Raw genomic sequence first — 24,345 nt, 5'->3', positions numbered from 1 at the left:
GGCGCGACCAATGAGGGTCGCCTTCCTGGTGGAGGACGTTGAGCATGCTCATCTCGTGCTGGATGGCATCTTTGCCGATTGCTACAGTCGTTGGGGCGGTCGCTTCAGTTTGGTAGTGCCCTGCGTCGATGAACGGATCGCCGAATCTTACTGGCCATGGCTTGAGGCATTTGATCCCGATATCGTCTACTCATACGTGTCGCTCAGCCGAGCCGACATCCTAGCCGTCCATGAAAGGCTCGCGCCATCGCAGTACAAGTTCCACAAAATGGGCAACGAGCCCAGGCTAGACGTCTTTGGCTTTAAGCCTAGCTATGAACAGTCCGCCTTATCGTCCATGTCGACCATCTTCAAGCTCGCTCGTCATAGAGGCCGGCTTGGCAATAGCGGCAGTATCCGGGTCATGGATAGCTGGCATGGGGAAACCCCGTCGCGATTTCTGACGGACAACTTTGGTACCTATCACTACAGTTACGGCACCAGCATGTACCCGCGGGACGCCACGGCAGCTGGACAGCTTCTTACTGTGGTGTCGCCGCACTTTCAATCCGACCGCAGGTCTGTCCCGAGTGATCTCGATACGGTGCCGACAGAACTAGCTGCTCTCGAAGAATTTGCAAAAGGCGGGGCGACAAGCCTTTCGATTCTGTCAGCGCTGTTCGCGTCGAAACTCACTATTCGGCACGGCTTCTGGAGTGAGTCCTTCAATCTAGTTGTGGGCGACACATTCGCCGACAGGCTCCTGTTTTGGAATGCTCGCCTGTTCATCCCTGCGTGGCTTGATGTCGATCTATGCTGTTTGCGGGTCGGAATAGAGCAGATAAAGGACCAGGTATTCCTAGAAGCCCTGGGAACGACGCTTCGGCAGCGAAATCACGTGACGTCGGGGACAGGAGGGCAGACCAAGATCGCCATTCGTTCAGCTTCGCTTAACGCGGAGCAATTGCGGGAAGCGCAGGAACTGCTCTCTTCAGTCAAGGTGTGGGGCGCGGTGACGACTGAAGCCGCCCTTGCGAATGACGCAGTCGTTCCACCGCTTGACGTGCTGCGAACCGCTCGGCAGTACAGCCGGCTCGATGGCGATATTTCTCCGCGGCCAGACTGGTCGGAGTTCACGTGGACGCCGCCAGTGGCACATCCACCCTTGGTGGCCCCCGATCATGTCTCCGACGCGCCCATCCGCCAGTCTTTTACGACGGGGTGCTGGTACAACGACTTCGCTCTGGAGTGCGATGGACCCGGACCTTTCGGTGCGGCAAACTTGTGGATGCTTCCTCGTCGTTGGCGGATGGCGAGGGCCTTTCAAGTCTCCCGAACGGGGAGGCCCAACTATGGCGCGCCGCCCTCAATCCGAACGAGCCGCGATGGTAGATTGTCCGTGTCTGTCGACTCAAACAATCCGATTGATGCTTTGCGCGTGCCGCCAGCTGCCGAGGCCATGCGGTACGCACTAGCGGCGGACGGAGCATGGGCAGAGGCCGATGGCCAGCACGAACGTGTCTACCCCGCGAACAAGGTCAGCTGGACAGATCCGTCAAACGAGGCGCGATATCTTGCCGGCGTTCTTGGGATGGCAGGCAGCCTCCAGAGGGCCACGCAGTTCTTTTTGCACCCGTTCCTGCGCAAGCATTTTGCTAAACTTGGCGGCACTCCGAATTTGCCGGTTGAGCAGCTGCGGCCAACGATAAATACGCTTCAGAAGCGTGCAAAGCAGAGCCCAGCATTTGACCTGAAAGATGAAGCTGATAGGGAGGCGCTGGCCGAGCTAATTGTGAAGGCGGCGCGTGCCGTTAAACGACCCATGGAGTTCATCAGGTACGATGACTTGAGGGAGGATTGGAAGGCGTACCGAAAGGAATACTGGACCAAGCATTCATCCAGTCATGCAGACTCCGACGTCGATTGGGATCGACTTGAGGAAGAATCGCTCGACACCTGCTTGACGGAACTTCGACATCGCCAGGTGATGTATCAAGGACATCGCTGGACATGTCGGCATTGTCATCATAAGAATTGGCTAGATTTCGGTGCGCTTTCCTCTGAGCTGACGTGCGAAGTGTGTAAGCACGCCACGAGGGCGCCAGTCAATGTCGAATGGCTTTTCCGTCCGAGCGAGTTTCTAATCGAAAGCCTGCGGGATCATAGTGTTCTTTCGCTCATCTGGGTGCTGTCTGCTTTGCGACGGCAAGCCAGGCAATCGTTCATCTTCGTCGAACCCACCTGGTTCGGATTCTCAGGGCAGGGGAAAACCGCCGACGCGGAAGCCGACTTGCTCATTTCGCTGGATGGGCGCGCCATACTTTGCGAAGCGAAGTCGTCTTGGACCAGTTTGCGTCAGAGCGACGTCGAACAGTTTGTGGAGCTCTCCATTCGCCTTAGACCAGATATTGCGCTGCTCGCGGTGATGGAGGCAGGACCCGCAAGGACCATAGATGCCGTCGCAGTGCAGAAGCGCTTGGCCGAGCACGAAATTGAATTCCGTATGCTAACCCCTGAGCAGTACAGTGTTGAGGACGAACCGTATCTGTCTTTCGAGGACGATCAGTAGTCTGCGACGGACTTTTTCCGAACTAAGCTCAGGAAAATTCTGAAGCCGTAAGCCCGGCAGATGCCCAGTCTGGTCTTGTTGTTGACCACGGACGTAGAACGTATCCCTGCCGTTAGCTGATGCGGCTTAACACCGTTGCGATGCGACTTTTACTGTCGCAACGGTGACAGATCTAATACGGTCTTCACGGCTGGAGCCAAGACGCAGCTCAGCGGGTATTTCCTCCGCTCCTACTTTGTCTTACTTTCGGCTGATTGGGAGGCGATACGCAGCAGCGCTTCGTTAATAGCGATCCTGTCGGGCGAGTAGTGCGCTGATCTATGACAGTTGGGGCAGATTGCGACGCAGTTCCAAACTCGGTCGCTAGTTTCTGCGCCCACGATGTGATGCACGTCCAAGAAATTGGGGAAGGGCGCGCGTATGGTACACGGCGGATATTCGCAAACGCCCTCTGACCGCTCCAGTACCCATCGACGAACCCGGTCATCGCGCTTTACGAACGAGCGTTGTCCCTCTCCTTTTTCCGGACTATCGCTGCCGACCGAGGCTGGCGGTGGCGCCTGAAGGTCGTCCCAAGTATCGTCTATGGGACCGGTTTTCGGCTCGCCAGGGAGCACCGGCATGGAGCACAGGTCGACGACGCCTGGCCATGATCAGAGTATGTCGGGGACCGTGTGAGCGTCGGGTGTCCTTGAGTCCCTCAAGTACAACGTTGGGCTTCCACCGTTCTTGGCGTGGTTCTTCCGAATGCGGCCCAGCTTCCCAGCCGTAATGAGGGCGTCGCTCGCTCGGAACTGCGCGTCCCATATGCAAGGCACCTCAGCAACGGGCAGGAGGACGGCAAGCTCGACGTCGGTACCGCGAGGTTGAAGAAGAAGGAAGTGGGTCACGCCCGACGCAACAGCTCTGTCGCGAATCTCGCTAAGCGTTAGCTCCCAGTCACCATCTATGGTCCGCGCTCGCAACTGCGCTGCGGAAATCGTCTCAGGCTTACCTGGCCGGTATCGCCAGCATAGGCGGACACGGGCAGAAATGCGCGAACCATCTGGGCTGGTCGCGCTGACTGTTTGAGACTCGGCCTCGCCCATCGATCTTCTATCGTCGTTGACGGCCGTGAATCCTCTTGGTTCGAGAAAGGGCTTCACCATTTCCCGGCTGCGTGTTTCGGCGAGCAGGCTCTCGTCGGTGCGGAATCTTCTAGGCTTTGATGTGTCCATCATGCTCCTCCCCGTCGGCGTGTACGCTTGAAGTGTGAGCGGGTTATCCCAATCGGTTCACGGCGGACATGATCATAGCGCCCACCCAGCACGCAAGAAGGCAATTCAGCCAATTTACGTATCGGAAAAGCGCAATGAAACGGCGGCTCGGGGTGGTTTGCTTGACAGCATCGGACACACACTTGCGAAGCTCCAGCACTCGTCGCTGAGCCTGCGGAAAGAGCAGGGTAGCGAAGGCAATGGTGTCTCGAACATCCAGTTCCTCGATGTTGGGAAAGCGGTCGGGTGTTCGTTCGATGAGTTCACCAATCTTCATGGGCACGGATTCGCCGATCGCATCTGCCACCCCGTCTTTCTCTGCGTAGACGAAGTGAATTCCAAACTGCTCATAGAACTTGTTGCGTCTAAGCGTGTTGAGGCCAACTGCATCCCCAGGTTCGAGCTCAATGGGCACCATATCTCGGTCGCTGAAGTGCCGCTTCGCCCATGCGACAATATGGTTGAAGCAGTACGAGGCGATTCGCCATCCGCGCAACGCAGGCTCATCGATAACAAGGTATCCATTCGTCATCTTGATACCGCGGGCGCCGTCATCATGCGCCGACATTTCGCAAAGCTTCTCACCACGCAATGTCTGCACGACGATCTCTAGTCTTGCCAACCCGCGCAGAGTCGGAACCTCTCGTATGCCAATAGCGAGTATCTCCGCCTCCTTTCTTGAGGATCCTTGAGACGGACCGCCAGTGGCTTCTCGGTCAGGTTTCGAAACTCTTATGAGTTTCCAGGACATTCCTTGGAGGTTCGCGTCCACCTGAGGGCGGGGCTTGAATTTCTTCGCGCCGTCGTCGAACAGAAAGATTGAATGCAGGTCCATCGTTCCAAACTTCAGGTGGGTTACGGATTACCACGTGCGCGGTTGACTTTTGACGACTTTCCCTTGGCGCAACACTGCGCCGCTGGCTCGCTGGCATTCGGCAAGCTCATCCTTGGTAAGTTTCTCGTCGGCCTTCAGTCGACGCCGACACTCAGCCTCCTTTGCTTTAGCCACTTCGATGTTGTCGGCGTACCAATCCTGCGTGTGAGCAGACGCCAGGTTATGCCACGCGATTACACCCATAGCAAGCGCTACTGCGAGCGGGAAGACTACTTTAAAGCTCATGTCAGGAAGACCTCATTTGTGAAGATGACATGCCTACTTTAAGATAATTCTAGGCGAGACGCAACATAATGAGCATTAAATAGTTTATTTAACATTTTTTTCATGTTAATTTTTCGCAAAAATAAATATTAAAAATCCATTCGGATGATGTTTGAGAAGACGGCGTTAAGCTAGTGGGAAAGTCGCTTCGAAGTCTGCTGCGCTGAGCGCCTTCTGTCTTACCGCAGCGCGGACGGCCGCGCAATGTCGACAAACTTCATGACCGTTAGTCAAGCGCTCCTGGAAAGCTGAGACGCAGGGCACGCGACTGCGGTCTTCTTAATGTCATTGCGATTGCGGCTCATCTCGAGGTCGGCGTAAGCCGTCCCACCGATTACCGCCCAGACGAAGGCCGAGAGCCAGAAAACCATATGAAACGATATCTTCTGAGTTTTATGCCGAAACATGCTTCTCGCCAACTGCGCGCCGGCAAAGCCGCCGGCCAGTGTCACGCAGTGCAGGTGTGACTCCTGTATGCGCCACTGGCCGTCACGAGCCCGCCTCATATCGATGGCAAACATGACGAATGCTGCGACGTTCATGATGATGAAAAAAATTCGTGTCCAGATTGAGAAAAGACCGCAGGGCTGAAGGGGTTGCGAGGGGTAGTGATCATCGAACGGTAATTCAATCCGCGATGCGGAGTCGTTCGCGATTCTTCCCAAGCCATGCCGGCGCCCGCCCGCGACCGGAGCAGGTCTTCCCTGACTTTGGATCACGGTAGAGCGGCGGCAATTCGTGCTTGTCAGAAGCCGCCTTCTTGCCCGGCTTCCGTCCGCGTGGCTTTACAACGATGTCATCTTGCGTCAATTCATACTGTTCCATCAAGGAACGGATATGTGCGATCGCGGCCCCGACTTCTTGCGCTCGTGCTGCTTCGATCTGCACATCCAGTGCGTCGCGTTGTTTGAGCAGGGTTTTGTATGCGGTCATCGTCATTAGAATCGTGGCGGCTTATCGGATAGTTGGGCGGTGACTGCGGCCTTCTGTGCGTTGATGCAGTTTGCTGCCCAGGATTGTCGTAGCACACGGAGAGAACCCGCCACTCGTACGGATTCGGCTTTGAGATTCTTAGAAGTATGCCACTGGCATCGCCGGTGGCGCGCTGGCTAAAGCAAGCCTTGACACCAGCCGTTATATGCCATTGTCGATAAGCCGGAATTGCCGGCCCCGTGAGGATAGCTATGACAGATAAAGAGATGAACCTTCGAGCGGCAATTTATACCCTGACGGACTACGACGGCAGTATGCCTTCGAATGCTGCATCATTCGAGCCGCTGACGAACGAGAACGATTTCTTCCTCATGCTCGCAGTGGGACAGATTACGTTTGAGCGTGAGAACGAGAACACAATTGCGGCCTATGACATGAGCCGCCGCAGGGAAGAGTCAATCATTGACGGTGATGTGACGGGTGTCGCGCGTAGGGCTGCGATGAAGGTTGCCGTGGACTGTGTGATTGAGGAGGGGTATGCCAGGTGCTTCGCAAGGGCGTGCTTCCGCTGGAAGGTGCCAGCCCCAACGTTATGGCGGACTACATGCTGCATCTTGCAGCGGCAAGGAGGCGCGACGAAGCAGTAAGCGGTGGTGGCGGCATGGTCTATTGCGCGGTAGCCAACGGCTCAATCGTGCCGTTGCCGTCTGAAGTGTTTCTTCGAATGGCCTGCCGAGAGTTGCAACTGTCGATGGATGCATTGAATACTGAACCGGAAGACCCGGCGCCAAGGCCAACGCCAACGCGGGGACCGCCTGGTCCCTGAGAAGCTACGCAATGCCTCGAGCTGCGAACTCGTCCACCAGGCGTTTGACCACGTTGTATGCGTGATCTACGACGTTGGCGGATCTCCCATCCGGGTAGCGCAGCATCCACTGCAATCCGCCATTGAACGGCACTTCATTCATTGCAGATTCGTTGAGGCCGCCGGCGACGATGCGAGCCATAGGGACTGTCTGCTCGTCCCGCGGGTTGCGGGCAGTACCCTTCAGGCTCAGGTGCTTTGCCATGTTTGCCAGATCGCGACAAAACCAAAGTTCTGGGTCCTTGTCGCTGAACAGATCCTCAGCGTCTTTCTTCTGCATGGCGCCCGACTCAATCAAGTAGTCTTTAATGTGGTACGCGGTCACGTAGAAGTTGAAGATGTTGTCAACGTTTGCCGACGCCGAAAGGCGGTCATACTCCCGACCGAGCTTGTCGAGTAGATGCCGCGGAGTTTGAAGTTCGAAGAAACGCATCGATTCAGGGTGTTTCAATGGCCTGCTGGGCCTTGTGCGGGGGCACCGGTGCCGCCTCTGCAACCATGGATTCGGCAGGGTAGAGCCTGAGGAAGGTGCGCGCCAGCTCGGGATCGCGGCATGCGAGCCAATCGTCCCATTCGTTGCGGGGAAGTACCACCACGCCGCGTTTTTCGTCGCCCGGTTTGTGAAATCTGCGTAGGAGAGGATGCGCTTCCGCATTGAGCGTCGGCATCGTGAAGGAAATGGCGCCATCGGGCCATGGACGCCACAAGCCAGCAATCGCAAACGGTTCGTCTGCAGGCAGGCCGATCTTCCACCGCACGGCTTTGCCCGTCTCCCAGTTGGGTTCGCAGAACGCCCGCGCAGGTATCAGGCATAGCTGGCCAGCCTTCCAGTGCTTTGCAAACGAGCTGAGCTTTCCGATGGTCTCGGAACGAGCGTTGGCCGTCGGGTAGTAGCGCACGCCGGGCGCGATCTTTCCCTTGGGGGGTTATCGTACTTTCCGTGCAAAATCTGGCGGTTTGGTCTGAATTCTTCTTATATATCAATGCGTTGTGCGGTCGCAATTTTCTCGGTTGCACTCCTTCCGGTGCAAAATCTGGCGCATTTCAGGCTGTCGGGCCGACGACGGCGCTTTGCGTGAGCTACTCCGTCAGTAGCGCCTGCCGGGCGCCAAGACGCGCGGTCAGACGGCCAGCGCTGCCATCTCCTTGCATTTCGTACTCACGGCACCCTCTTGAAAAAGCGATTCAGGCAGCGAATGCCTGACCGAACTGCCGCGTCCGCTTGACGTCATCGGTATGCAAGTAGATGGACGTGGTTGAAATTGAGGCGTGGCGCAGGTTGTCGCGCACAGCGCTCAGTTCGACGCCCTTTGCCAGCGCGTGGGTCGCGTGGGTGTGCCGCATCCAGTGTGGTGTCGCCCGTCGGAGCTTCTCTGCCAACGCTGGATGATCGCCTTCGATGATGTCCGCCGCGAGCCTGAAAAATCGGCGCATGACTTCCCACAGGCGCAGGGGCGTGATGCCGGTTTCGCTACCATCCAGGCTACCGATTAAGGGCATAACGGGGTTCCAGCGAGCACGGCTGACCGGGAGCCCGCGCTCCAGCATGTAGCGTTCCAGCGCTGCGCGCGCCAAGGGCGCCAATGTGACCCGAGCGGGCTTGCCCCCTTTGCCGACCAGGTGCAGCCAGTGATCGCCCGCGGCGTCGACGTCGAGGTGACGCAACGCGGCATTGGCCAATTCGCTGATCCGCAGTCCCGTCGCGTATCCGAAATCCAGCAGAAAACGAAGCCGCTGTGCGGCCGCGGCTTGCCAGCCGTACGACCACTCGAGACCGTTGGCGATGGTGCGCACCAGCAGCCATTCTCCTTCGGTGAAGGCGTGGGTAGTTTCCACGGCCATGGCACGCTGGCTGCCGCGCACCTTGATACCCGCAAAGGGGTTGGCAAGCACATAGCGCTGTTCCACCAGCCAGCGGAACAGCGCGCTGAGGACGGCCAGCGCATGGGCGACTGAGCGCGCCGAGAGGTTATCGACAAACGGGCGCCAGTCCGGCGACGTGCGTGGCCGTGGTGGTCCGACCCAGCGTTCGCGCGGCGTGGGCCTGCGTAGAAATGCCCGATAGTCGGTCGCGTCCTTGGTCGTCAAGGATGAAAGGGCCTTCCCTCGCGCGACGATGGCCCACAGGATCAGCCGTTCGGCTTCCTTGCGGTAGGCGCGCTGGGTGGCCGAGGATTCGTGGAGCGCCAGCCAAGCCTGGATGGCCTCGTAATCATTGTCCACGCCCAGGATGCAGGTCGACAGCGGAGCGCGGAAGGCGCCGGCGGAGCCGTCAACCTCATGGGGCAGCCGCAGGTGTTCCCACGGCGTCACGATGGGCTTTCGATCGGCAACGATCAAGGCGCGGGCGCGCTCGGTAAGCGCCGGGTGTGCGGCAAAGAATGCCTCGATCTGGCGGGCGCTGGCGGGTCCGAGGCCCGGGACGGCGGTCCACCACTGTCGCCGGCGGAGGATACGAACGGTAAGGTCGGCCAGGTTGGTGATTCCAGCGGCCTGCAGGGCGCGTACCGCGCGCGCTGGCAGCCACTGTGCCACAGCATCGCTGATCTGCGGCGAAGGCGCTGCGGTCACACGCAGTTGCTCGATGGCTGCCGCGGCGGCCCGGGCGTAACCCACGCGCTCGGTTGTGGAGCACACGAAGATGTCCGCCAGATCGTGGCGCTGGCGCTGCCGGGCATACTGAACGAGCTGGCGCCGGATCGCGCCAAGGATGCCTCTAGCCGATTGGCCATCGGCAATTCGATCACGTAGGTAGCGGTCTGCCGCCTCACGCGAGGAAGCGCCCTCGTACCAGGCGCGCAGCGCGGCAAGGGCGGCGGGGTCGGGCAGGCCATCGGGAACAGTGAGGCGTCGGGGCATTTTGTGCGAAGCGAGTTACGTACCAAGATAGCGGTACCGAGATAATAACTCTTATCTCTGTACGTACATTCCGGATCGTGCCGATGCACACTTCCCCGCGGCTGCGCGATGCGGGCAATCGAGCAGGGCAGTGGGCATGGGCTAGAATCAGTTGCTATCGGACTCTCGCGCTTTCCACGAACCTTGGGCCGTGGCCGGGAAAGTCTCCCGCCGGCTTTCTTCACCCTCCATGCCAACCGCTTATCCTGAAATCTCCGTAGCCCAAACCTTGCGCGAGCGCGCTGACGCCGTCTTGTGGATCAAGTCCCAGATGGCCCGCCTCGGGCTGACCTACGAGCACCTGCTGACGGCAGGCTGCTTCGCGCCACCTGGCGTGGCCGGAGACTCTGCCTCGGGCGTCATCAGATTCCGGGACGCCAGTGGCCACGCCTGGGATGGCGTTGGCGCGCTGCCGGAATGGCTGCAACGCGCCGTCAACGCAGGACAGTCGATCGAGCATTTCCGCGTAGAGCGAGAGGGATAACTAGGTCCGAAGGACGTTCCCGACCCGTTGCGGACCGTCGAGTTCCCTCCGTTCAACGACTGTAATGCGCACGAATCCGGTCTCTGAGAGCGTCCCGATGCCCGAGATTCGCGCCTCAGTATTACGTATCCAGAGAGAGATCCTCCATCGGAAATTCTCCTCCATCATGGGCCCAAGCACGATGCCGAGCAGCAGCTGCGCCGGTTCGCAGCGCGGTCTCAGGAACAGGTAACCGATCAGTCTGCCACAAAAACGTCGAAGACCGTGTTGTTGACCGAGTACACACCAACTGCAGAAAGTTAGATTGCTCAGTAGGCTGTGCGTGCCGGTCGCCTGGCGGCCGGCCCGTGGCCGGCAACGTGAACCGCCCGCGTAACTCGTTCTACGAGGGCGGCCGCCAAGTCGACGTCTACACCGACGGCGCCCTGGTCTAACCGACAGTTGCTCCGGCCCTCCGTCGCAGCCCCTCTCACCGTAGACGAAGGGTGCAAGAAGAAACCGGCGGCTCACGAGCCGCCGGTTTCCCGTTTGCGCGTCATGTGTGAAAAGCACGCATCGCGCATGCGATGTCACGCCAACAACAGACGCCCGATCCGATTCCTGAGGCGTGCCGGAGTCGGATTCTTATGCGCATACAAAATGCGAGGACCCGTATATGTACCTGCTACCGAGCAGGCGTGGGCGGCGGCTTCGCCCGATGCGTGCGACGCGATGGAACAATTTTGAGCGAACGAATCCAGCTCGTTGGATTTTTGCGGAATGGACCGGGGCTTACTTATCGCCGTAGTGGAATCGGCAACTGACTATGCGGAGCACTTCGTCATCGGCTACATAAACGAGCCGATTGACATCGTCGATGCGCCTAGACCAGAAGCCCGAAAGGTTACCCTTCAATCCTTCGGGCTTGCCGATCCCTTCAAAAGGATCGCGCTGCGCGTCCTGAATGAGAATGTTGATGCGCCTGAGGGTCTTTCTATCTTGGTTCTGCCAGTAGAGGTACGTTTCCCAGGCATTCGCCGTAAACAGTACGCTCCGTGTCATGCCTTGCCCGGATCGATCAGCTGCCGCTCGACCGCTTCACCCCGACGCAACTGCTCTATGGACTCCATTAGATGCTTCGCGTTGGCCGGGCTACTTAGCAGGTGCATGGTTTCCATCCAGCCATCGTATTGTTCCTGCGACATGATGACAGCGTTGGGCGCGTCGCGGCGGGTGATCAACACACCGTCGTGATCAGCAATGGCTTGGTCGATGACCGCCTTCAGGTTGTTGCGGGCATCGGAGTAGTGAACTGTACGCATGGTTATCCGCTGGAGTTGTCCAATTACTTGGCCAAGTATAGCAGAAAGGTGCCAGATGTCTTGTGAAACCTCGCCCGTTTCGACGGCGCTGATGCCAGCAGAACGGAGGCGGTGAGCCACGGAGCCGACGGGGATTCCGGGGTAGATATCCCGGCCCCGGCCCATGGCAAGCTGGTGGAGCGTGCCCCGTAACGCACCGCACCGCCCTCCATGGTGACGAATGCGCACGGCATACCGCTGAGAGTGGCGAAGCGCTGCTCCACGGCGGACAGCATCACGTCGCGCACCACGTCGCCGCTATGCCCGCCGGTCGTTGCTGCCCAGCTAATCGCTTCCCGGTCGCAGCAGTCCAACGAAAACGTCGCACGAGTGGGGCGTGGGTTCCCTCACGGTGCCGACGCCACCGACGCCACCGATCCAGTTGCTACGATGTCACACGGCGTCATGCGAACTGCGCCATGCGATGCGCTCCCCAGCCGCATTGGCCTGGCAAAGCGGGCAGAGCGAACCGATCGTATGCGCATCCCGTGACGACGAGGCCGGCCGGCGATGGCTGGCGCAGTGGCGTGGCGATTCCGCGACTCGACGCACGTATGCAAGAGAGGCCGCACGGTTTGCGGCATGGCTGCGCATTGCGCAAGGCGCGCCAGGATAGACTGATGCGGCCGCAGCCGTTAAGCCCGCGGCTAATTGCAGCGCTATGCGCGCATTGGAACGATCGCAATGACAGCCCGTGCTATGCAATTGGTTATCCGCGCGGCATCTGTGTCCCGAAAGAACCGGGACGAGGGGACACGGCCAGCCATCGCACTACAGCGCGCGCGGGCTTCGCCTACTGGTGCAGCGAGCGCTCCGCTCTTCACGTCATCGCTTGCCCCTGACCAACGTGATCTGGAGCAGTGGGCCATGCAGGTGCGCCCCGGCAACCTGTCACACGGCACCGTCGCGCTCGCCGTGCCCGAACGTCTACGGGGCCGAGACGGGCCGCTTCGGATTACCGTTAGACATCGACAGCGGCACTGATTGGCGGGGACCAAGGCACGGCGAGAAGGCGGGGAAAAGGATGTCTTAAATGCGTCGCGTGAACCACATTTCAGCTAGCATAAGAAATCGCCATGTCTTGATAATTAGCATTATCTCAATAGCGACTTTAAGCCTGGAAAGTGGGCCGCTGCAGTACCATCGAACCCTCCAAAGCCCGCGAATTCGCCCTGTCCGCTTTCGTTCGCTCACCTGATTCCTCGACCGCCACGCCGGACAGCGGGGCAGACGACGCCGCACCGGTGCGCCGGCGTCAGCGCGCGGCGGTCGCCCTCATGCGCCTGCTGGGCCCGCACCACTTCGCGTTCTACCGCGGCGTACTCGAGGGGGGCGATCTCGCCCGTCTGGCCGACCGCTATCTCGATACCGGCAAGGATCTGCGTGTGGCGCGCGCCACTGTCGACTGGATCGTCGAGGAACTGGCGCGCGGGGTGCGCCGTCTGGCCACTCGACCTGCAACCCGCCCGGAGCAATCAGGGCAGGGTGGGGCGGCCGAAGGCTCGAGGAGTGGGACGAGTGCGGGAACCCTGTCGCCACGCCGTTGGAGCGAGGCCGCCTGGCACGCGCTGTTCCACCCGCCGGCCGGCGAAAGCGCCACCGCCCACCAGACCCGGCGCCAGGGCCAGCAGCGTGCGCTCGATGCTTTGCAGCCGTTGCTCGCGGCGCGGCCGGCGGTCGACGATGCCGTCGCCGGCTGGTTCACGCCCGCGATCGCCCAGCGCCTCGTCGTGGCAGGCTGGCCCACGCTCGGCGCGCTGCAAGCCGGCATCGCGCAGGGCGGGGCGCGCTGGTACCGCCAGGTCGCGCGCATTGGCGCGCACACGGCCCGGCGTATCGAGGCGTGGCTCGCCGAGTTCGCGACCGAGCTGTGTCCGATCCCAGCGGCGGCCCTGGTACCGCGGCGCAGCGCCACCGCCGCCGAGCTCGCGAGCCTGCGCCCGCCCGCCGCGATGGTGGCGCCGCTGGAGGCGTTGTTGCTGCCCCCCGCGCTCGACGGCCGGCAGGGCCACAACCGGGCGGCGGCCAGCGGGGAGCAGCGCATCGCCGCCCAGACCGACCTGATGGCCATCCACGCCTGGCTCGGCGTGCATCTGCCCATCGGCGGCCACACCTGGCGCGCGTACCGCACCCAGGCCGAACGCTTCCTGCTCTGGGCGGTCTTTGCCCGCGGCAAGGCGCTGTCCGATCTCACCGTTGAGGACTGCAGCGCGTATCTGGCCTTCCTGGCCGATCCGCAGCCAGCCGCGCAATGGGTGGGCGCCCGCGGCACGCCGCGCTATCGCTTCGACTGGTGCCCGTTCGAGGGGCCGCTGTCGCCTGGCAGCGTGCGGCAGTCCTTCACAATCGTGAAAAGCCTGTGCGCGTGGCTTGTGAGTGCCCAGTACCTGCGCTACAACCTGTTCGCGCTACTGCCTAAGCCGAAGGCGGCCGGGCAGGGCCCCATCAAGGTGGCGCGCAGCTTTACCGAGACGCAATGGCAATTCCTGCGCAGCTTCGCCGCTGGCTTGCCCCCCGACGATGCCCGCACGGCGCGGATGCAGTTTCTGCTGCGTTTCGCCTATGCTACCGGTCTGCGGATCTCGGAGCAGGCACAGGTCACCGTTGGTGACTTGCGGCAGCAGGATCTGGCGGCTGACCAGCGCGGGATGTGGACGTTGTCGTTCGTGGGTAAGGGCACCCGGGCCCGGGAGGTGCACGTATCGGCGCCAGTCATCGAGTCGCTGCGCGACTATCTGGCGGTGCGTGGCCTGGGCCGCCAGTTCGAGCGTTTGCACCCGGAGACACCACTGATCGGCCGCGTCAAGGCCGACGGGCAGGTCGGCAAGCTGTCGGTGGCGCAACTCGATGCCATCTGGAAGGGGTTCTTTGTCCAGGCAGCCGACGTGCTGGCGGAGGAGGAGCCGGCCGGCGCGGTACGCCTGGCACAGGCCAGCGCCCACTGGCTGCGGCACACCTTCGGCTCGCATGCAATTGCGCGCGGCGTAGCGCTCGATGTGGTGCAGCACCAGCTCGGTCACGCGTCGCTTGCCACCACCTCGGTCTACGTCCACGCGGAGGATGCGCGGCGTGCGCGCGAACTGGATCAGGCGGGCATGTACTGACCGTGGTGGCCGAGGTTTTGCATGCGGTCTTGGGAGACCCAGCACCAGCCGTTGGCCACCCACCAGGACGTTAGCGACATCCTCTGTGACACAATCGAGCTGATCCCGCGCAGGCGCAGCTCCTTGACCAGCCGGTCCTTGGCACGCCGGCGCGCAGCAGGTTCGTCGCGTGCGAGTGCCGCAGCCAGTGCGTCGACGCGGGGCGCAGGTTGGCCGCATCTTGCGGCCGGCTGCCGGCGTCGAGATACGTCGCTGCGGCGCCGAACACCTCCCTCACGACGGCGTATTTCCCTCGGGGCGTCCTTACTGGACGGCTCAGCTTCCGGTGCAGGGCGAGGGCGTCGGTGAGCGGCGCCTGGCGCTGCTGGCCGCCGGCGATGGCGGGAATGACTGCCATCGTATCCGTCGCCCGTGGCTCGGGCGACAGGCCCACCAGCTGGCGGAAACGGGGCAGTTGGGCCATGACGTTGTCGCAGGGCAGCAGTTGTTCGTTGCCTTCCTTGGCCTCGCGGATGCGAACGATCCAAAACTCCCCGCTTTTGCCGCGCTGGCGCTCGAAGTCCGGCCACGTCAGCGCCGCCACCTCCGAGGTGCGCAGCCCCGTCTGGAATAGCAGGGCCAGTAGCAGCCGGTCGCGCGCCTTGTGCAACTGCGTCCAGAGGGTCGGCGCCGGGCGTGCCTCGATGGCGTCGAATACCGCCGCGACCTGTTCGGCCTCGAGGAAGCGGCGCTGCGACCCCGGGCCCGCGCGCCGCCCGGGTCCACGGCACCGCCTGAAAAGGATTCACGCGCAGAGTTTGCCCCCCCACCAGCCAGTCGAACAGGCCGCTCACGATGGTGGCTGTCGGCCGGCCGGCCGCACGGGCCTGCTCAAGGCGTTTGGCAGGCCGTCGGGAGCGTCGGGCAGGGCAGAAGGGGCAAGCAAGAAATCGTCCATGAGACGGCAACGGCGGCGAATCGGATATCGGAGGCGGCGCCGGAAGCGGCGGCCGGTGCCCGCCAGCCCAGTGGGGAGGCGGATTCGCCGCGTGGCTGGTGCAATATAGCGGATCTGCCGATCCAGTTGTCATTAGTGGGATAATGACAAAGCGTATAGCTATACGATACTGAAAAAGGTATCAATAAAGGGTAGACTATCGGCACCTTTCCGGACAACTTCCCATGGCCCGCACGCCCACCGCGTTTGCCGACGCCGAACTGCTGGCCATCACCCGCGCGCTGCAGCAGCTCGACGTCGCCCACGCCGACAACCGCGCCTTCCTGCGCGCGGCCTTCGACGCGATCGATCGCATCACGCAGCGCACGTTTGGGGCTTCCGTCTATCGTCGATTACTGGCCGCCGCCGGCGTGGCCCGGTCGCCCAGCGGCCAGACCGTGGCGGCCGTGATCGCCGAGCGCAAGGCCCAGCCGACGGCCGCCACCGAGGCGCAGCGCGGCGGTCTGCTCGACGACGGCCTGCGGGCGTTCCTGCACAAGGAGATCCGCGTCGCCCTGGACGAGACCGGTGCGGCGGCGCCACGCATCGCGGCCTCCGCCGTGCCCGCGATGCCGCCACCGGTCGCGGCAGGGGAGGGCGGACTATCGGCGCTGCTGACCCAGCGCACGGCCATGCTGGAGGAAGAAAACCGGCAGTTGCGCGAGCGCGCGGCGGCAGCGGAAGCGGCCAGCCGGGCCGCGATCGCCGAAGCGAAGGCCCTGCAGGTAACGCTGGCCACCGAACGGGCGGCCTTGGCCGACAAGGAAGCGGGCCTGTTGTCGGCGCTGACGGCGGCCACCGAGGAACTGGCCCGCATGGGCGAGCGCCAGGCGGCGGCCGATCGCCGGCGCGCGCTGGAGACCGACAACGTGCGGCAGGCCTACCGGGCCGAGCGCGATGCGCTGGCGGGGCGCGTGGCATTCCTGGAGGAGGAACTCAAGACCGCTCGCGCCGGCACTGAGGCGTATCGCCAAGCGCTGCGTGGCCGTGGATGAGGCCAATGCAATGGCCAGCTACAATCAATCAGATTTTGCGCGTACGCACAGAGAGTTATCTTCCGCGTGCCAGCCAGCTGCCTACCTCAATATTTCCATGACGAACGCTCGCCCGACAGTTCTATATAAGTACCGTCACTTCGATGCGCGCACCATCGACCTTGTGTGCCGCGACCGCGTCTATTACGCAGACCCGGCGACATTCAACGACCCGCTTGACACCAAGCCCTGCGTCGAATCCGATTGCGACGTAGAGACGCTGGAAAAAACAGTCTACGAGATGGTGCGTCGGCGGGTACTAGCCACCATGCGGGCCAGCGCAGCCTCGATCAAGTATCGCGGCCCAAGGACCATCGCTCACATCGAGAAACATAGCGAGTCCGCAGGACAACGGAAGCTGGACGAGTTGAGGTATGAGGCCACGAACCCCGACTATTCCGATGAAGGCGAAGCACATGCCTCCCTTCTCACAAGCGCGATCGAAGATGAGCTTCTGCGCCAGTACAACAAGGGGATTCTCTCGCTCGCGAGCCGGTACGATTGCCCGTTGATGTGGAGCCATTATGGTGAGCAACATCGCGGCATGTGTATCGGCTACACGGTCCCGACGGAGCAGCAGATGCCAGACTGGGTCTTGGATTTACACCCGGTCGTCTACGGCGGAAATCGGAACGTGCGTGCCAGCACGGTGGCTGCGATGGTGCTAAACGATGATGCTCGCGCCCGGGTAGATGTTGATGCCGCCGTCTTATTGCGAAAGGCACCCGACTGGCATTACGAAGAGGAGTGGCGACTACTCGGCTCGCGCGGTCCATCGGATTCCACACTTGAAATGAGCGAGATCACTTTCGGGATGCGTTGCGACAGTTCCATCATGCATACAGTGGCCAGCACGCTTAAGGGCCGCGACAAAGAGGTAAAGCTGTACTTAATGCATGAAGTGCGCGGAACTTTTGAATTGCGTAGGAGCGAGTTGGAGGTGGGGGAACTAGCTGCCTACTATCCTCGCCGCGCCAACTCAGTGTTCGAGGAATTCGCTCCATACGCCGACGTCCCAGAGGCTTAGTACGCATTCGCTGCTACAGTCGCGCTGCACCGCTCCACCGCCAGCACACAACGGTGACCATTAAATTCGGTCTACGTTGCCATAACGAATCAAGGCTTGGTCAGCATGGACACCCTTTCTACCAAAGAGCTTCTCGATACCTGTGAGCGAGTGCTCGAAGATCTGCAGAGCCTGATTCGCCGGTCACGTCCGCCAAAGGGCGGACCTGATCGATTGCGTGTCGCGCTCGTTCTGACGATGGCCGAGCAGTTCGAGGCAACACTGCGGCTCGCTCGGGCTCACATGATTACCCATGCAGCAACGCACGTTCGGTCTATGATCGAAGCCCTTGTAGCGATGAAGATGTTGACGACTGACCCCGAGTATGTCGATCAAATGCGATACGAACAGGCGCGAGGCCAGCGACGCGTCTACGAGGGCGTGCTTACCGACCCCAATGTTCCGACGGAGCTGAAAGACCTGATTGAATACGGTTTTGAAGCCTGTGTTGCAGAGTGCGAGAGCTTCCGAGCGAAGGGGCGGAAACCGAAGAAAATAAGCGACGACTTTGCTGCTGCCGAACTGTGGCATCTGGTGGGGCCCTATTCGATGCTCTGCGCCTTTTCTCACAATGATCTGGCAGTCCTGGCGTTGCGGCATATCGGGGAAAAAGGTGTGGCATTCAGGCAAGCCGACGACCCGGCGCTAGTGCAGTCAGTCATGTCAACCGCGTTGCAGGTGATGATGGATGCCACAAATCAATTTGGTCAGATCGCCAAGTTTCCCGACGATCATTTTGATTCACTTTTCACGGCGATGCACCAAAAGTGGCGCGTCGTCCTTGACCGCTGTCAGATGGCCTAGCCCGGCACGCCGCGGCGCGAGGAGGAAGACGAACATAGCTTCCAGCTGCAGCTCAAGGTCGCCGGCGTCGAGCATGACAAGTACCACAGACTCTTTCGCGGGGAGGTATGACCATGGACGACACGGTGAAAGCATGCTGTCAGTTGGCGATTTTGCATACCGTTAGGAGATTTGCATGAAGCGGAATATGGACCTGGTACGCGAGCTGGTGCTGCGGCTTGAAAGCCTGCCGATGAAGCGCGGCGACATCTTCATCATTGGGCCGGACGACGACGAGTTGAAGTTCGACAAGTACACGGTCGACGAGGTCGACTACCACATGCGCCTGATCTATGAGGCCGGCCTGGTCGAAGATGCGGGCGCCGGCTCGATGGATGGCTACGGGTTCGAACGCCTCAGCTGGGCCGGCCACGATTTCGCCGACTCGGTTCGCGACAATGCCGTTTGGGCAAAGACGAAGGCGGGCGCTATGCAGGCGGGCGGCTTCACCATGCAGCTCCTAGTCGACCTGGCTAAGGGCTTCCTGAAAAAGCAGATCGAGGAAAAGACCGGCGTCCAGCTTTAGGGCGCCACCGACCCACCAAGCCCGCCATCGAGCGGGCTTTTCTTTTTGACCTCCACCGTTTAGAGGCCCACCACTTGGGGGATTACCCACACTAAAGGGAACTTCCCGAACTGGCACCCTAAGGTCGTGCCCCATTTCGACTTTCGAGTGGCAGAGGGGTAGGATCTTCGTTTCCTCGGTTCGGATGGTCCGGCCGGTCGCAATGCATAAGGAAAATCAACATGGTCAATCCAATTTACCCCAACACCCATCACGCAAATGGCGCTCTGCAACAGATCGACTTCCACTACAGCAAGGGCTCGAAGATGTCGGCGCAGCTCGCGCCGCAGCCGCGCGTTCCTGGCGCTTCGATCACCAGCGTTGAGGTCGAGTACACCAGCACACGCTGGGCCAACGTTCCCGTTAGCCAGCACGCCACGCTGATCCAAGCCGGCACACAGGCTTGGCACAACGCCCAGAACGATGCGCACAACCTCGGCGCCCAGATCGTCAGGATTGAAACGCACGGTGAGGAATTCCTCACCGCCTACGACCTGGCACAGATCGCCGGCAACACTGTGCCGGTCACGGTGATTTAAGCCTACCCCACCACCGCTGCACCTTTGCAGATCATGGACACACGTCACGTTGAGGCCAGAGCCGGGCGATTTTGCCGCGCTCGATGCAATGGAGATCATTTCTATGGACGGCGCTAACATCGCGGGGCATTGGCTGGCCCTTGCCGGCGATGTCCATACCGCCATGTTTCTCGGCGCCGACGAGGCACAGCGGCTGACAGATGGCGTAACAGGCTGGTCGGCGGAAGCCGTCGCCGTTCGCCTCCTCCTTCGTTCGTGCCGAAATCTTCAAGGGATCATTGTTCTCTGCGAGCAACGCTTGGTAGTGGAAAGCCGTACGTTGGCGCGAAGTCTGCTGGAAAACTCCTTTGGCGTGGCGGCATTGCAGTCGCCTGAATCAGCGCAAACGTACCTCCAAATGCTATGGGACGATTCGGAGGAAAGCCGCCGTAGGCAGGGTAAATTCATCCTCGACAAACTCTCGAGTAGCCCTGGAGATGTGGCCAAACTCAGGCAGGCCATCGATGCAATGGATCGAAGTCTCAAGACGATAAGCCCGAAGCAAGTCGCGGAACTCGGCGCAATGCTGCCGCAGTACCTGTACTACCAGCGCCTTTCGGACGATTCAGCGCACGCCACTGCCAAGTCATTGCATCACCACGTCACAATCGCTGCTGACAAAAGCTGGACGTTCCGCTATGTACCGGGCACGGATGGCGAGATCGCGGCCACAATTCAGTACGCTTTAATTGCAGCTTTGGCTGTCGGCGTAGGCGTCGCCGACCTGGTCGGAGCGGTTGAATCCAAGGTTCGCTTAATGCAGCTCTCCGAACGTTGGCGAGCTTTACCAACCGCAGAGTCAATCTAACTTGCATTAAGCAGAAGGCGCATCAATGGAAACATACCTCCACATTCGCTGCACCAGCTGCGGCCGTCGCGAAACGCTCGAATTCACAAGCCGTGAGGAGTACGAGCAACGCCGCAAACCTGACCCATTGCGGATTCACCCGACGCGGCTCCCGTACGATCCGGGCCGCGTCGCACCCGAGACCACCCACAAGGCCGAGGGATACACCTGCTCATGCGGATGTAATTAGGCAGTCGTATTGCGACAAGAAAAGACAAGAAAAGTGGAGCACCATTTTCGCATCCATCGACGCGCGTTTGGCGTAGAGCGGATTAATTCTGTCACTACCCTTGCCGTGACCTGACGCGGCTTAGCGCCGCTGGATTGACACATTTGCTTCCACTCGAAACGCGGTAAATGTGTCAATTCGCATGAGTCCGCATTAAATCTGTCAACTCGCCTCCTACACTTCGAGTCCCATCCCTAAGCCCTTGTCTTGAGGGAGCTTTCTGGTCTGTTACGAGACTGACGCCCTTGCTCGCCCGCGCGGCGAGCATCGGTTTGAGGAAAGCTCGAAGCTTGCGCGGTGGCCGGGAATTTTTGGGGGGAAGCGAGTTTGGTACCGGAATGACGGTACTAGGATAAAGTCGACTCTCGTGCTTTCCACGAACCGCGGCCGTGGCCGGGAAAGCCTCCCGCCGTTTTCTTCATCCCCATGCCAACCGCTTATCCCGAAATCTCCGGGGCCCAATCCTTGCGCGAGCGCGCCGACGCGATTCTGTGGATCAAGTCCCAAGATGGCCCGCCTCGGGCTGACCTACGAGCACCTGCTGGCGGCAGGCTGCTTCGCGGCACCCGGAGTGGCCGGAGACTCTGCCTCGGGCGTCATCAGATTCCGGGACGCCGATGGCTACGCCTGGGATGGGGTTGGCGCGCTGCCGGAATGGCTGCAACGCGCCGTCAATGCAGGACAGTCGATCGAGCATTTCCGCGTCGAGCGAAAGGAATAGCGCTCGGACAGAAGGCCGTTCCCGACCCAATTCTGCCCTTCGACCTAACGTGCCCACAACGGCAGTTGCCAAAGTGCAACGACGTCCTAAGTGATTGATTTGTATGCACTCCGTTTCCCAATAACTTTGGGACAGGACACCAGAGTGACGTATAAAGCATATATGGTGTATAAGGCACATGGCTCCTATCGCGCGCCGTACCGACTAACTGTGAGACTGGACACTAGTCATTCGAGCCTCTTGCGCGCCTGGCTGGATTCGCCGGCCCGCGCGTCTGCGCTTCTATATAGGTGGGGCCGGCCCCTCTCTGCAATGCCTTTGGGCTAATTGCGCCGGGTCAATGGCCAACAGAGGTGTATGTCCAAAATAGTGTCCAACGCGACCCAACTCCGACTACAATCGAGTCACACATTAAGGAACCGGCCATGCAGACTCTTGGCAGCTGGAAACACGCACCTCTCGCCTACGTCGTCGCCGAGCTGCGGCTCGGGAGCATCCTGAACCTCGACCCCTTCGCCGCAAGTTTGCAAGACGCGCTCGGTGCGCGCTTCCCCCGCCTGGCGCGCGGCCAGGAGTTTGGGTTCGTTTTTGACCCCCAGGGTATGCGGCAGCAAGTGACGCCGCGCTTTCATTTCCTGACAGCCGAGGCGGACGCCTGCGTCGTGCTCACTGCGGACGTATTGGCGCTGCATGTAACCCGTTATACGGATTCTGGTGCATTTAGCAGCCTATTTGCTGAGGTGCTCGCCGCACTCGCGCAGGTGCGCGGACACCAGTTCGTCGAACGCATTGGTCTGCGCTATTGGAACATCGTGCGCGCTGAAGGTGGGCTCGATGTCGCTGACTTCTTCGCCGCGCCAATGTCCGCTTTGCTCGCGCCTGGCGACGGTGTCCGGCTCACGCGCGATGTTCACGAACTCGTGTATGAAGTCTCTGGGCCGCCGCCGCACGTCGCAGTTGCGCGGCTAAGCCTCACGGCGCCGGTGTCGCAGCCGCAGCCCCCCTCGCTGATGCTGGTGCCGGAGCTTGCGCCGTCGTCCCGGTTGCAGTCCATCCGTGACTTGGCAACACAGGACGCGGCGGCGAAGGTCGGGTATGTCGATATCGACGTCTCAGCCGAGATCAAGAGCGTACTCGATGTGGCGACGCTGGTCGGCGTGACAAAATCTCTGCATACCACGCAATCCGCATTATTCAGGCGGCTGACCAGCGATAAAGGTCAGGCGTACTGGCAACACGGGGAAGAACAACGATGATGCAGAGGGTCGAAATTGGCCAGCGTTCGCTGCCCTTGCCGCTTCACGCGCTGAATGACTTTTCGGTGTCTACCGGGGGAGCGATCTCTTGGTCAACCGCAAATCCGGATGTCATTCGAATCTCGACGGGCTACCAGACTGCATCGTCAGAGCAGGGCAGAATCGACATCATCCTGGATGATCCGGCGATCAAACGAGTCTTCGCTCAGGTCTATCGGGGCCGCTCGCTTGCGCGCGAGACGCCCGCGCGCGCCGTGCCGCTCCGTGATCGCCTGGTCGCCGTGAAGTCCGGCCTTGGCTTGTCGACGAAGGACTTGGCCGAAGTGCTGGGTTGCGCGCGCGCGACGGTCTATCTCTGGCTTGACCCGACCTATCAGGGGCAAGTCAACGACGACGCGATGGAGCGGCTAGCGGCGCTCGAGAAGCTCACCCGGATCTGGAATGCTTATGGGGTTGGCGCGTTAGGCTCCCGCCTACATGGAATGGCTCTGGAGCGCGAGGGGGGGCGAAGCCTGTTCTCGCTATTGAAGGAGGCTCCCATCGATGTCTCACGATGCGAGGTGGCATTGCGCGCGATTGCTGATCAATGTCACTCGCAGGTAAATGCCTCGCGCCGCCTGGACGGGCTCGTCGCGCGCGGATTCGGCAGTTGAGAGGGCCGTATTGGACGATAACAACGATCCACCCACGATCGGCAGTCGACTCAACGACCTGCGATGGCAGCAGGGCGCGATTGCCGGAGCCGCCGCAATCCCGCTGGTGGTCGTCGCGCTTAGGCAGCAGGGGCGCGAAGCCCTCGCCGATCAACTGTCGCGGGGAGAGGCGTGCGCCGTCATGATCAGCCAGACCTGCGACATCGTTTGCCACCTTGATGCGGCCGAGCCATTCGTCGAGTTTGCTGTCGCGGGGATTCGCCCGGGCGCCCCGAACCCTCAGGATACCTTTCTAAAGAGCTTTCGCCGCTTTGCCGTCCCACTCGCCGACGGTTCACGGCATCTGAGTTTCCTCCCGTGGGATCGCTGCCTCGTCGAGCGGCCGTTGCTCGTCGATGGCACCCCGGACAACGACCTTACGATCGACCGACGGGCCTGCCAGGATCTGGTCGACTGGCTGACCACGCGGTACAGGCGGGCCGCGCTGCCCGACGAATTCAACGAACGCCTCAAGCGCGCTGGCGCCGAGGAAAAGCTGCGGAAGGCGCTAACTAGCGCGCCGCTCATCACTGAAATCTTTCTGCTCCTCAGGCCTCGCACTAAAGAACTGACAGATCCGTCCGACCCCTATCAGTGCGACGTGGTACTACTTTGCCGCCGAGACACGTTCCTCGATAGCAAGGCGCGCGCGGCACTTGAGTCGACCGTCCTCGAATTCGAGAAGATCCTGGGCGCTGTTCCAGGCCTCGCCATGGAGGCCGTCACCTTGCGCGGCGAGCATGAGTTTAGTCGCCACGAAATGCGCGAATACGACCGGTGGCAGTTCGATGACGTGTCCTATGCGGCAGACTATCGGGCCGCCAAGAAGTCGGGCTCGGCGCAAACGCCGCATGACTATTCCGCGGACATTTGGCGAGCAGTTGGGCAGCCAAAGCAGGTCTAGGGTTATCGCTTCGAGGTGTCGGTAGGCTCGTCGTCGCCTTGACTCAA

General features: G+C 60.9%; 25 protein-coding genes and 1 pseudogene. 14 read left to right on the top strand and 12 right to left on the bottom strand.

The window, feature by feature from the left end; all coding sequences use genetic code 11:
• Nucleotides 1-10 precede the first annotated feature (10 nt).
• On the top strand, nt 11-2,548 hold the full coding sequence (locus EPAKOI_RS26240; RefSeq protein ID WP_423194611.1) for a hypothetical protein: 2,538 nt from the start codon (nt 11-13) through the stop codon (nt 2,546-2,548).
• Between the two features lie 653 nt (nt 2,549-3,201).
• Here EPAKOI_RS26240 and EPAKOI_RS26235 read toward each other — a convergent pair.
• The 5 genes from EPAKOI_RS26235 to EPAKOI_RS26215 all read right to left on the bottom strand — a co-directional run bounded on the left by EPAKOI_RS26235 (nt 3,202) and on the right by EPAKOI_RS26215 (nt 5,896).
• Nucleotides 3,202-3,768 (bottom strand): hypothetical protein, encoded by a 567-nt coding sequence (locus EPAKOI_RS26235; RefSeq protein ID WP_423194610.1) that lies wholly within the window; start codon nt 3,766-3,768, stop codon nt 3,202-3,204.
• Between the two features lie 40 nt (nt 3,769-3,808).
• Nucleotides 3,809-4,639, bottom strand: a complete 831-nt coding sequence (locus EPAKOI_RS26230; RefSeq protein ID WP_423194609.1) for a hypothetical protein — start codon at nt 4,637-4,639, stop codon at nt 3,809-3,811.
• 27 nt (nt 4,640-4,666) lie between these two features.
• Nucleotides 4,667-4,924: a hypothetical protein gene (locus EPAKOI_RS26225; protein WP_423194608.1), complete on the bottom strand. Its 258-nt coding sequence runs from the start codon at nt 4,922-4,924 to the stop codon at nt 4,667-4,669.
• Between the two features lie 269 nt (nt 4,925-5,193).
• A complete protein-coding gene (locus tag EPAKOI_RS26220; protein ID WP_423194607.1) occupies nt 5,194-5,505 on the bottom strand; it encodes a DUF1294 domain-containing protein in 312 nt (103 codons plus the stop codon).
• An 85-nt stretch (nt 5,506-5,590) separates the two neighbouring features.
• Nucleotides 5,591-5,896: an H-NS family nucleoid-associated regulatory protein gene (locus tag EPAKOI_RS26215; RefSeq protein ID WP_423194606.1), complete on the bottom strand. Its 306-nt coding sequence runs from the start codon at nt 5,894-5,896 to the stop codon at nt 5,591-5,593.
• Nucleotides 5,897-6,147: 251 nt separating this feature from the next.
• Between EPAKOI_RS26215 and EPAKOI_RS26210 the strand changes: the two genes are divergently transcribed.
• Nucleotides 6,148-6,543 (top strand): hypothetical protein, encoded by a 396-nt coding sequence (locus tag EPAKOI_RS26210; RefSeq protein WP_423194605.1) that lies wholly within the window; start codon nt 6,148-6,150, stop codon nt 6,541-6,543.
• 183 nt (nt 6,544-6,726) lie between these two features.
• On the opposite strand, the gene EPAKOI_RS26205 is transcribed toward EPAKOI_RS26210, so the two are convergent.
• The 3 genes from EPAKOI_RS26205 to EPAKOI_RS26195 form a co-directional block, all read right to left on the bottom strand.
• On the bottom strand, nt 6,727-7,194 hold the full coding sequence (locus tag EPAKOI_RS26205) for a hypothetical protein (protein WP_423194604.1): 468 nt from the start codon (nt 7,192-7,194) through the stop codon (nt 6,727-6,729).
• A gap of 4 nt (nt 7,195-7,198) precedes the next feature.
• Nucleotides 7,199-7,660, bottom strand: coding sequence for an SOS response-associated peptidase family protein (locus EPAKOI_RS26200; RefSeq protein WP_423194603.1), 462 nt, complete (start codon nt 7,658-7,660; stop codon nt 7,199-7,201).
• Nucleotides 7,661-7,946: 286 nt separating this feature from the next.
• Nucleotides 7,947-9,620 carry a phage integrase family protein gene (locus EPAKOI_RS26195; protein ID WP_423194602.1) on the bottom strand — a complete coding sequence of 558 codons (1,674 nt, stop codon included), beginning with the start codon at nt 9,618-9,620 and terminating at the stop codon, nt 7,947-7,949.
• A gap of 229 nt (nt 9,621-9,849) precedes the next feature.
• On the opposite strand from EPAKOI_RS26195, the gene EPAKOI_RS26190 reads away from it, so the two are divergent.
• Nucleotides 9,850-10,143, top strand: coding sequence for an H-NS histone family protein (locus tag EPAKOI_RS26190; RefSeq protein WP_423194601.1), 294 nt, complete (start codon nt 9,850-9,852; stop codon nt 10,141-10,143).
• 771 nt (nt 10,144-10,914) lie between these two features.
• On the opposite strand, the gene EPAKOI_RS26185 is transcribed toward EPAKOI_RS26190, so the two are convergent.
• From EPAKOI_RS26185 to EPAKOI_RS26175, 3 genes and pseudogenes are all read right to left on the bottom strand, one after another.
• Nucleotides 10,915-11,184, bottom strand: coding sequence for a Txe/YoeB family addiction module toxin (locus tag EPAKOI_RS26185; protein ID WP_423194600.1), 270 nt, complete (start codon nt 11,182-11,184; stop codon nt 10,915-10,917).
• Entirely contained in the window at nt 11,181-11,444 is a 264-nt protein-coding gene (locus EPAKOI_RS26180) for a type II toxin-antitoxin system Phd/YefM family antitoxin (protein ID WP_423194599.1), read from the bottom strand. The genes EPAKOI_RS26185 and EPAKOI_RS26180 overlap by 4 nt, the downstream gene beginning before the upstream one ends.
• Nucleotides 11,445-11,691: 247 nt before the next feature.
• A pseudogene (locus tag EPAKOI_RS26175) lies at nt 11,692-11,827 on the bottom strand (IS3 family transposase); the annotation flags it as partial.
• A 933-nt stretch (nt 11,828-12,760) separates the two neighbouring features.
• Between EPAKOI_RS26175 and EPAKOI_RS26170 the strand changes: the two are divergent.
• Nucleotides 12,761-14,587 (top strand): tyrosine-type recombinase/integrase, encoded by a 1,827-nt coding sequence (locus tag EPAKOI_RS26170; RefSeq protein ID WP_423194598.1) that lies wholly within the window; start codon nt 12,761-12,763, stop codon nt 14,585-14,587.
• 70 nt (nt 14,588-14,657) lie between these two features.
• Here EPAKOI_RS26170 and EPAKOI_RS26165 read toward each other — a convergent pair whose 3' ends face one another.
• Nucleotides 14,658-15,272, bottom strand: coding sequence for a site-specific integrase (locus tag EPAKOI_RS26165; RefSeq protein ID WP_423194785.1), 615 nt, complete (start codon nt 15,270-15,272; stop codon nt 14,658-14,660).
• A 476-nt stretch (nt 15,273-15,748) separates the two neighbouring features.
• On the opposite strand from EPAKOI_RS26165, the gene EPAKOI_RS26160 reads away from it, so the two are divergent.
• From EPAKOI_RS26160 to EPAKOI_RS26115, 10 genes are all read left to right on the top strand, one after another.
• Nucleotides 15,749-16,558 carry a cell envelope biogenesis protein TolA gene (locus tag EPAKOI_RS26160; protein ID WP_423194597.1) on the top strand — a complete coding sequence of 270 codons (810 nt, stop codon included), beginning with the start codon at nt 15,749-15,751 and terminating at the stop codon, nt 16,556-16,558.
• Between the two features lie 10 nt (nt 16,559-16,568).
• Complete coding sequence (locus tag EPAKOI_RS26155; RefSeq protein WP_423194596.1) at nt 16,569-17,624, top strand: DUF2971 domain-containing protein; 1,056 nt, start codon at nt 16,569-16,571, stop codon at nt 17,622-17,624.
• A gap of 105 nt (nt 17,625-17,729) precedes the next feature.
• Entirely contained in the window at nt 17,730-18,467 is a 738-nt protein-coding gene (locus tag EPAKOI_RS26150; protein ID WP_423194595.1) for a DUF5677 domain-containing protein, read from the top strand.
• Between the two features lie 175 nt (nt 18,468-18,642).
• Entirely contained in the window at nt 18,643-19,032 is a 390-nt protein-coding gene (locus tag EPAKOI_RS26145; RefSeq protein WP_423194594.1) for a DUF2513 domain-containing protein, read from the top strand.
• Between the two features lie 221 nt (nt 19,033-19,253).
• Nucleotides 19,254-19,610: a hypothetical protein gene (locus EPAKOI_RS26140; RefSeq protein WP_423194593.1), complete on the top strand. Its 357-nt coding sequence runs from the start codon at nt 19,254-19,256 to the stop codon at nt 19,608-19,610.
• 88 nt (nt 19,611-19,698) lie between these two features.
• Entirely contained in the window at nt 19,699-20,457 is a 759-nt protein-coding gene (locus EPAKOI_RS26135) for a DUF5677 domain-containing protein (RefSeq protein ID WP_423194592.1), read from the top strand.
• Between the two features lie 776 nt (nt 20,458-21,233).
• Entirely contained in the window at nt 21,234-21,446 is a 213-nt protein-coding gene (locus tag EPAKOI_RS26130) for a DNA-binding protein (protein ID WP_423194591.1), read from the top strand.
• A gap of 425 nt (nt 21,447-21,871) precedes the next feature.
• Entirely contained in the window at nt 21,872-22,702 is an 831-nt protein-coding gene (locus EPAKOI_RS26125; RefSeq protein WP_423194590.1) for a TIGR04255 family protein, read from the top strand.
• Nucleotides 22,699-23,355 (top strand): hypothetical protein, encoded by a 657-nt coding sequence (locus EPAKOI_RS26120; RefSeq protein WP_423194589.1) that lies wholly within the window; start codon nt 22,699-22,701, stop codon nt 23,353-23,355. Before EPAKOI_RS26125 ends, EPAKOI_RS26120 begins: the two co-directional genes overlap by 4 nt.
• Nucleotides 23,356-23,365: 10 nt before the next feature.
• Nucleotides 23,366-24,298, top strand: a complete 933-nt coding sequence (locus EPAKOI_RS26115) for a hypothetical protein (RefSeq protein ID WP_423194588.1) — start codon at nt 23,366-23,368, stop codon at nt 24,296-24,298.
• The last annotated feature ends 47 nt before the right edge of the window (nt 24,299-24,345 follow it).

This window comes from Cupriavidus sp. H18C2 (assembly GCF_049393795.1).
Taxonomy (GTDB): domain Bacteria; phylum Pseudomonadota; class Gammaproteobacteria; order Burkholderiales; family Burkholderiaceae; genus Cupriavidus; species Cupriavidus pauculus_C.
This window is presented reverse-complemented; position numbering and strand designations above follow the sequence as displayed.

What these genes read in the sequence shown, in the direction of transcription:
- EPAKOI_RS26170 (WP_423194598.1), top strand. Translation starts at nt 12,761, where the DNA reads ATGCGCCTGCTGGGCCCGCACCACTTCGCGTTCTACCGCGGCGTACTC.
- EPAKOI_RS26190 (WP_423194601.1), top strand. Translation starts at nt 9,850, where the DNA reads ATGCCAACCGCTTATCCTGAAATCTCCGTAGCCCAAACCTTGCGCGAG.
- EPAKOI_RS26195 (WP_423194602.1), bottom strand. Translation starts at nt 9,620, where the DNA reads ATGCCCCGACGCCTCACTGTTCCCGATGGCCTGCCCGACCCCGCCGCC.
- EPAKOI_RS26205 (WP_423194604.1), bottom strand. Translation starts at nt 7,194, where the DNA reads ATGCGTTTCTTCGAACTTCAAACTCCGCGGCATCTACTCGACAAGCTC.
- EPAKOI_RS26150 (WP_423194595.1), top strand. Translation starts at nt 17,730, where the DNA reads ATGGACACCCTTTCTACCAAAGAGCTTCTCGATACCTGTGAGCGAGTG.
- EPAKOI_RS26185 (WP_423194600.1), bottom strand. Translation starts at nt 11,184, where the DNA reads ATGACACGGAGCGTACTGTTTACGGCGAATGCCTGGGAAACGTACCTC.
- EPAKOI_RS26225 (WP_423194608.1), bottom strand. Translation starts at nt 4,924, where the DNA reads ATGAGCTTTAAAGTAGTCTTCCCGCTCGCAGTAGCGCTTGCTATGGGT.
- EPAKOI_RS26240 (WP_423194611.1), top strand. Translation starts at nt 11, where the DNA reads ATGAGGGTCGCCTTCCTGGTGGAGGACGTTGAGCATGCTCATCTCGTG.
- EPAKOI_RS26180 (WP_423194599.1), bottom strand. Translation starts at nt 11,444, where the DNA reads ATGCGTACAGTTCACTACTCCGATGCCCGCAACAACCTGAAGGCGGTC.
- EPAKOI_RS26140 (WP_423194593.1), top strand. Translation starts at nt 19,254, where the DNA reads ATGGTCAATCCAATTTACCCCAACACCCATCACGCAAATGGCGCTCTG.
- EPAKOI_RS26135 (WP_423194592.1), top strand. Translation starts at nt 19,699, where the DNA reads ATGGAGATCATTTCTATGGACGGCGCTAACATCGCGGGGCATTGGCTG.
- EPAKOI_RS26145 (WP_423194594.1), top strand. Translation starts at nt 18,643, where the DNA reads ATGAAGCGGAATATGGACCTGGTACGCGAGCTGGTGCTGCGGCTTGAA.
- EPAKOI_RS26220 (WP_423194607.1), bottom strand. Translation starts at nt 5,505, where the DNA reads ATGAACGTCGCAGCATTCGTCATGTTTGCCATCGATATGAGGCGGGCT.
- EPAKOI_RS26130 (WP_423194591.1), top strand. Translation starts at nt 21,234, where the DNA reads ATGGCCCGCCTCGGGCTGACCTACGAGCACCTGCTGGCGGCAGGCTGC.
- EPAKOI_RS26125 (WP_423194590.1), top strand. Translation starts at nt 21,872, where the DNA reads ATGCAGACTCTTGGCAGCTGGAAACACGCACCTCTCGCCTACGTCGTC.
- EPAKOI_RS26235 (WP_423194610.1), bottom strand. Translation starts at nt 3,768, where the DNA reads ATGATGGACACATCAAAGCCTAGAAGATTCCGCACCGACGAGAGCCTG.
- EPAKOI_RS26160 (WP_423194597.1), top strand. Translation starts at nt 15,749, where the DNA reads ATGGCCCGCACGCCCACCGCGTTTGCCGACGCCGAACTGCTGGCCATC.
- EPAKOI_RS26230 (WP_423194609.1), bottom strand. Translation starts at nt 4,639, where the DNA reads ATGGACCTGCATTCAATCTTTCTGTTCGACGACGGCGCGAAGAAATTC.
- EPAKOI_RS26215 (WP_423194606.1), bottom strand. Translation starts at nt 5,896, where the DNA reads ATGACCGCATACAAAACCCTGCTCAAACAACGCGACGCACTGGATGTG.
- EPAKOI_RS26120 (WP_423194589.1), top strand. Translation starts at nt 22,699, where the DNA reads ATGATGCAGAGGGTCGAAATTGGCCAGCGTTCGCTGCCCTTGCCGCTT.
- EPAKOI_RS26155 (WP_423194596.1), top strand. Translation starts at nt 16,569, where the DNA reads ATGGCCAGCTACAATCAATCAGATTTTGCGCGTACGCACAGAGAGTTA.
- EPAKOI_RS26210 (WP_423194605.1), top strand. Translation starts at nt 6,148, where the DNA reads ATGACAGATAAAGAGATGAACCTTCGAGCGGCAATTTATACCCTGACG.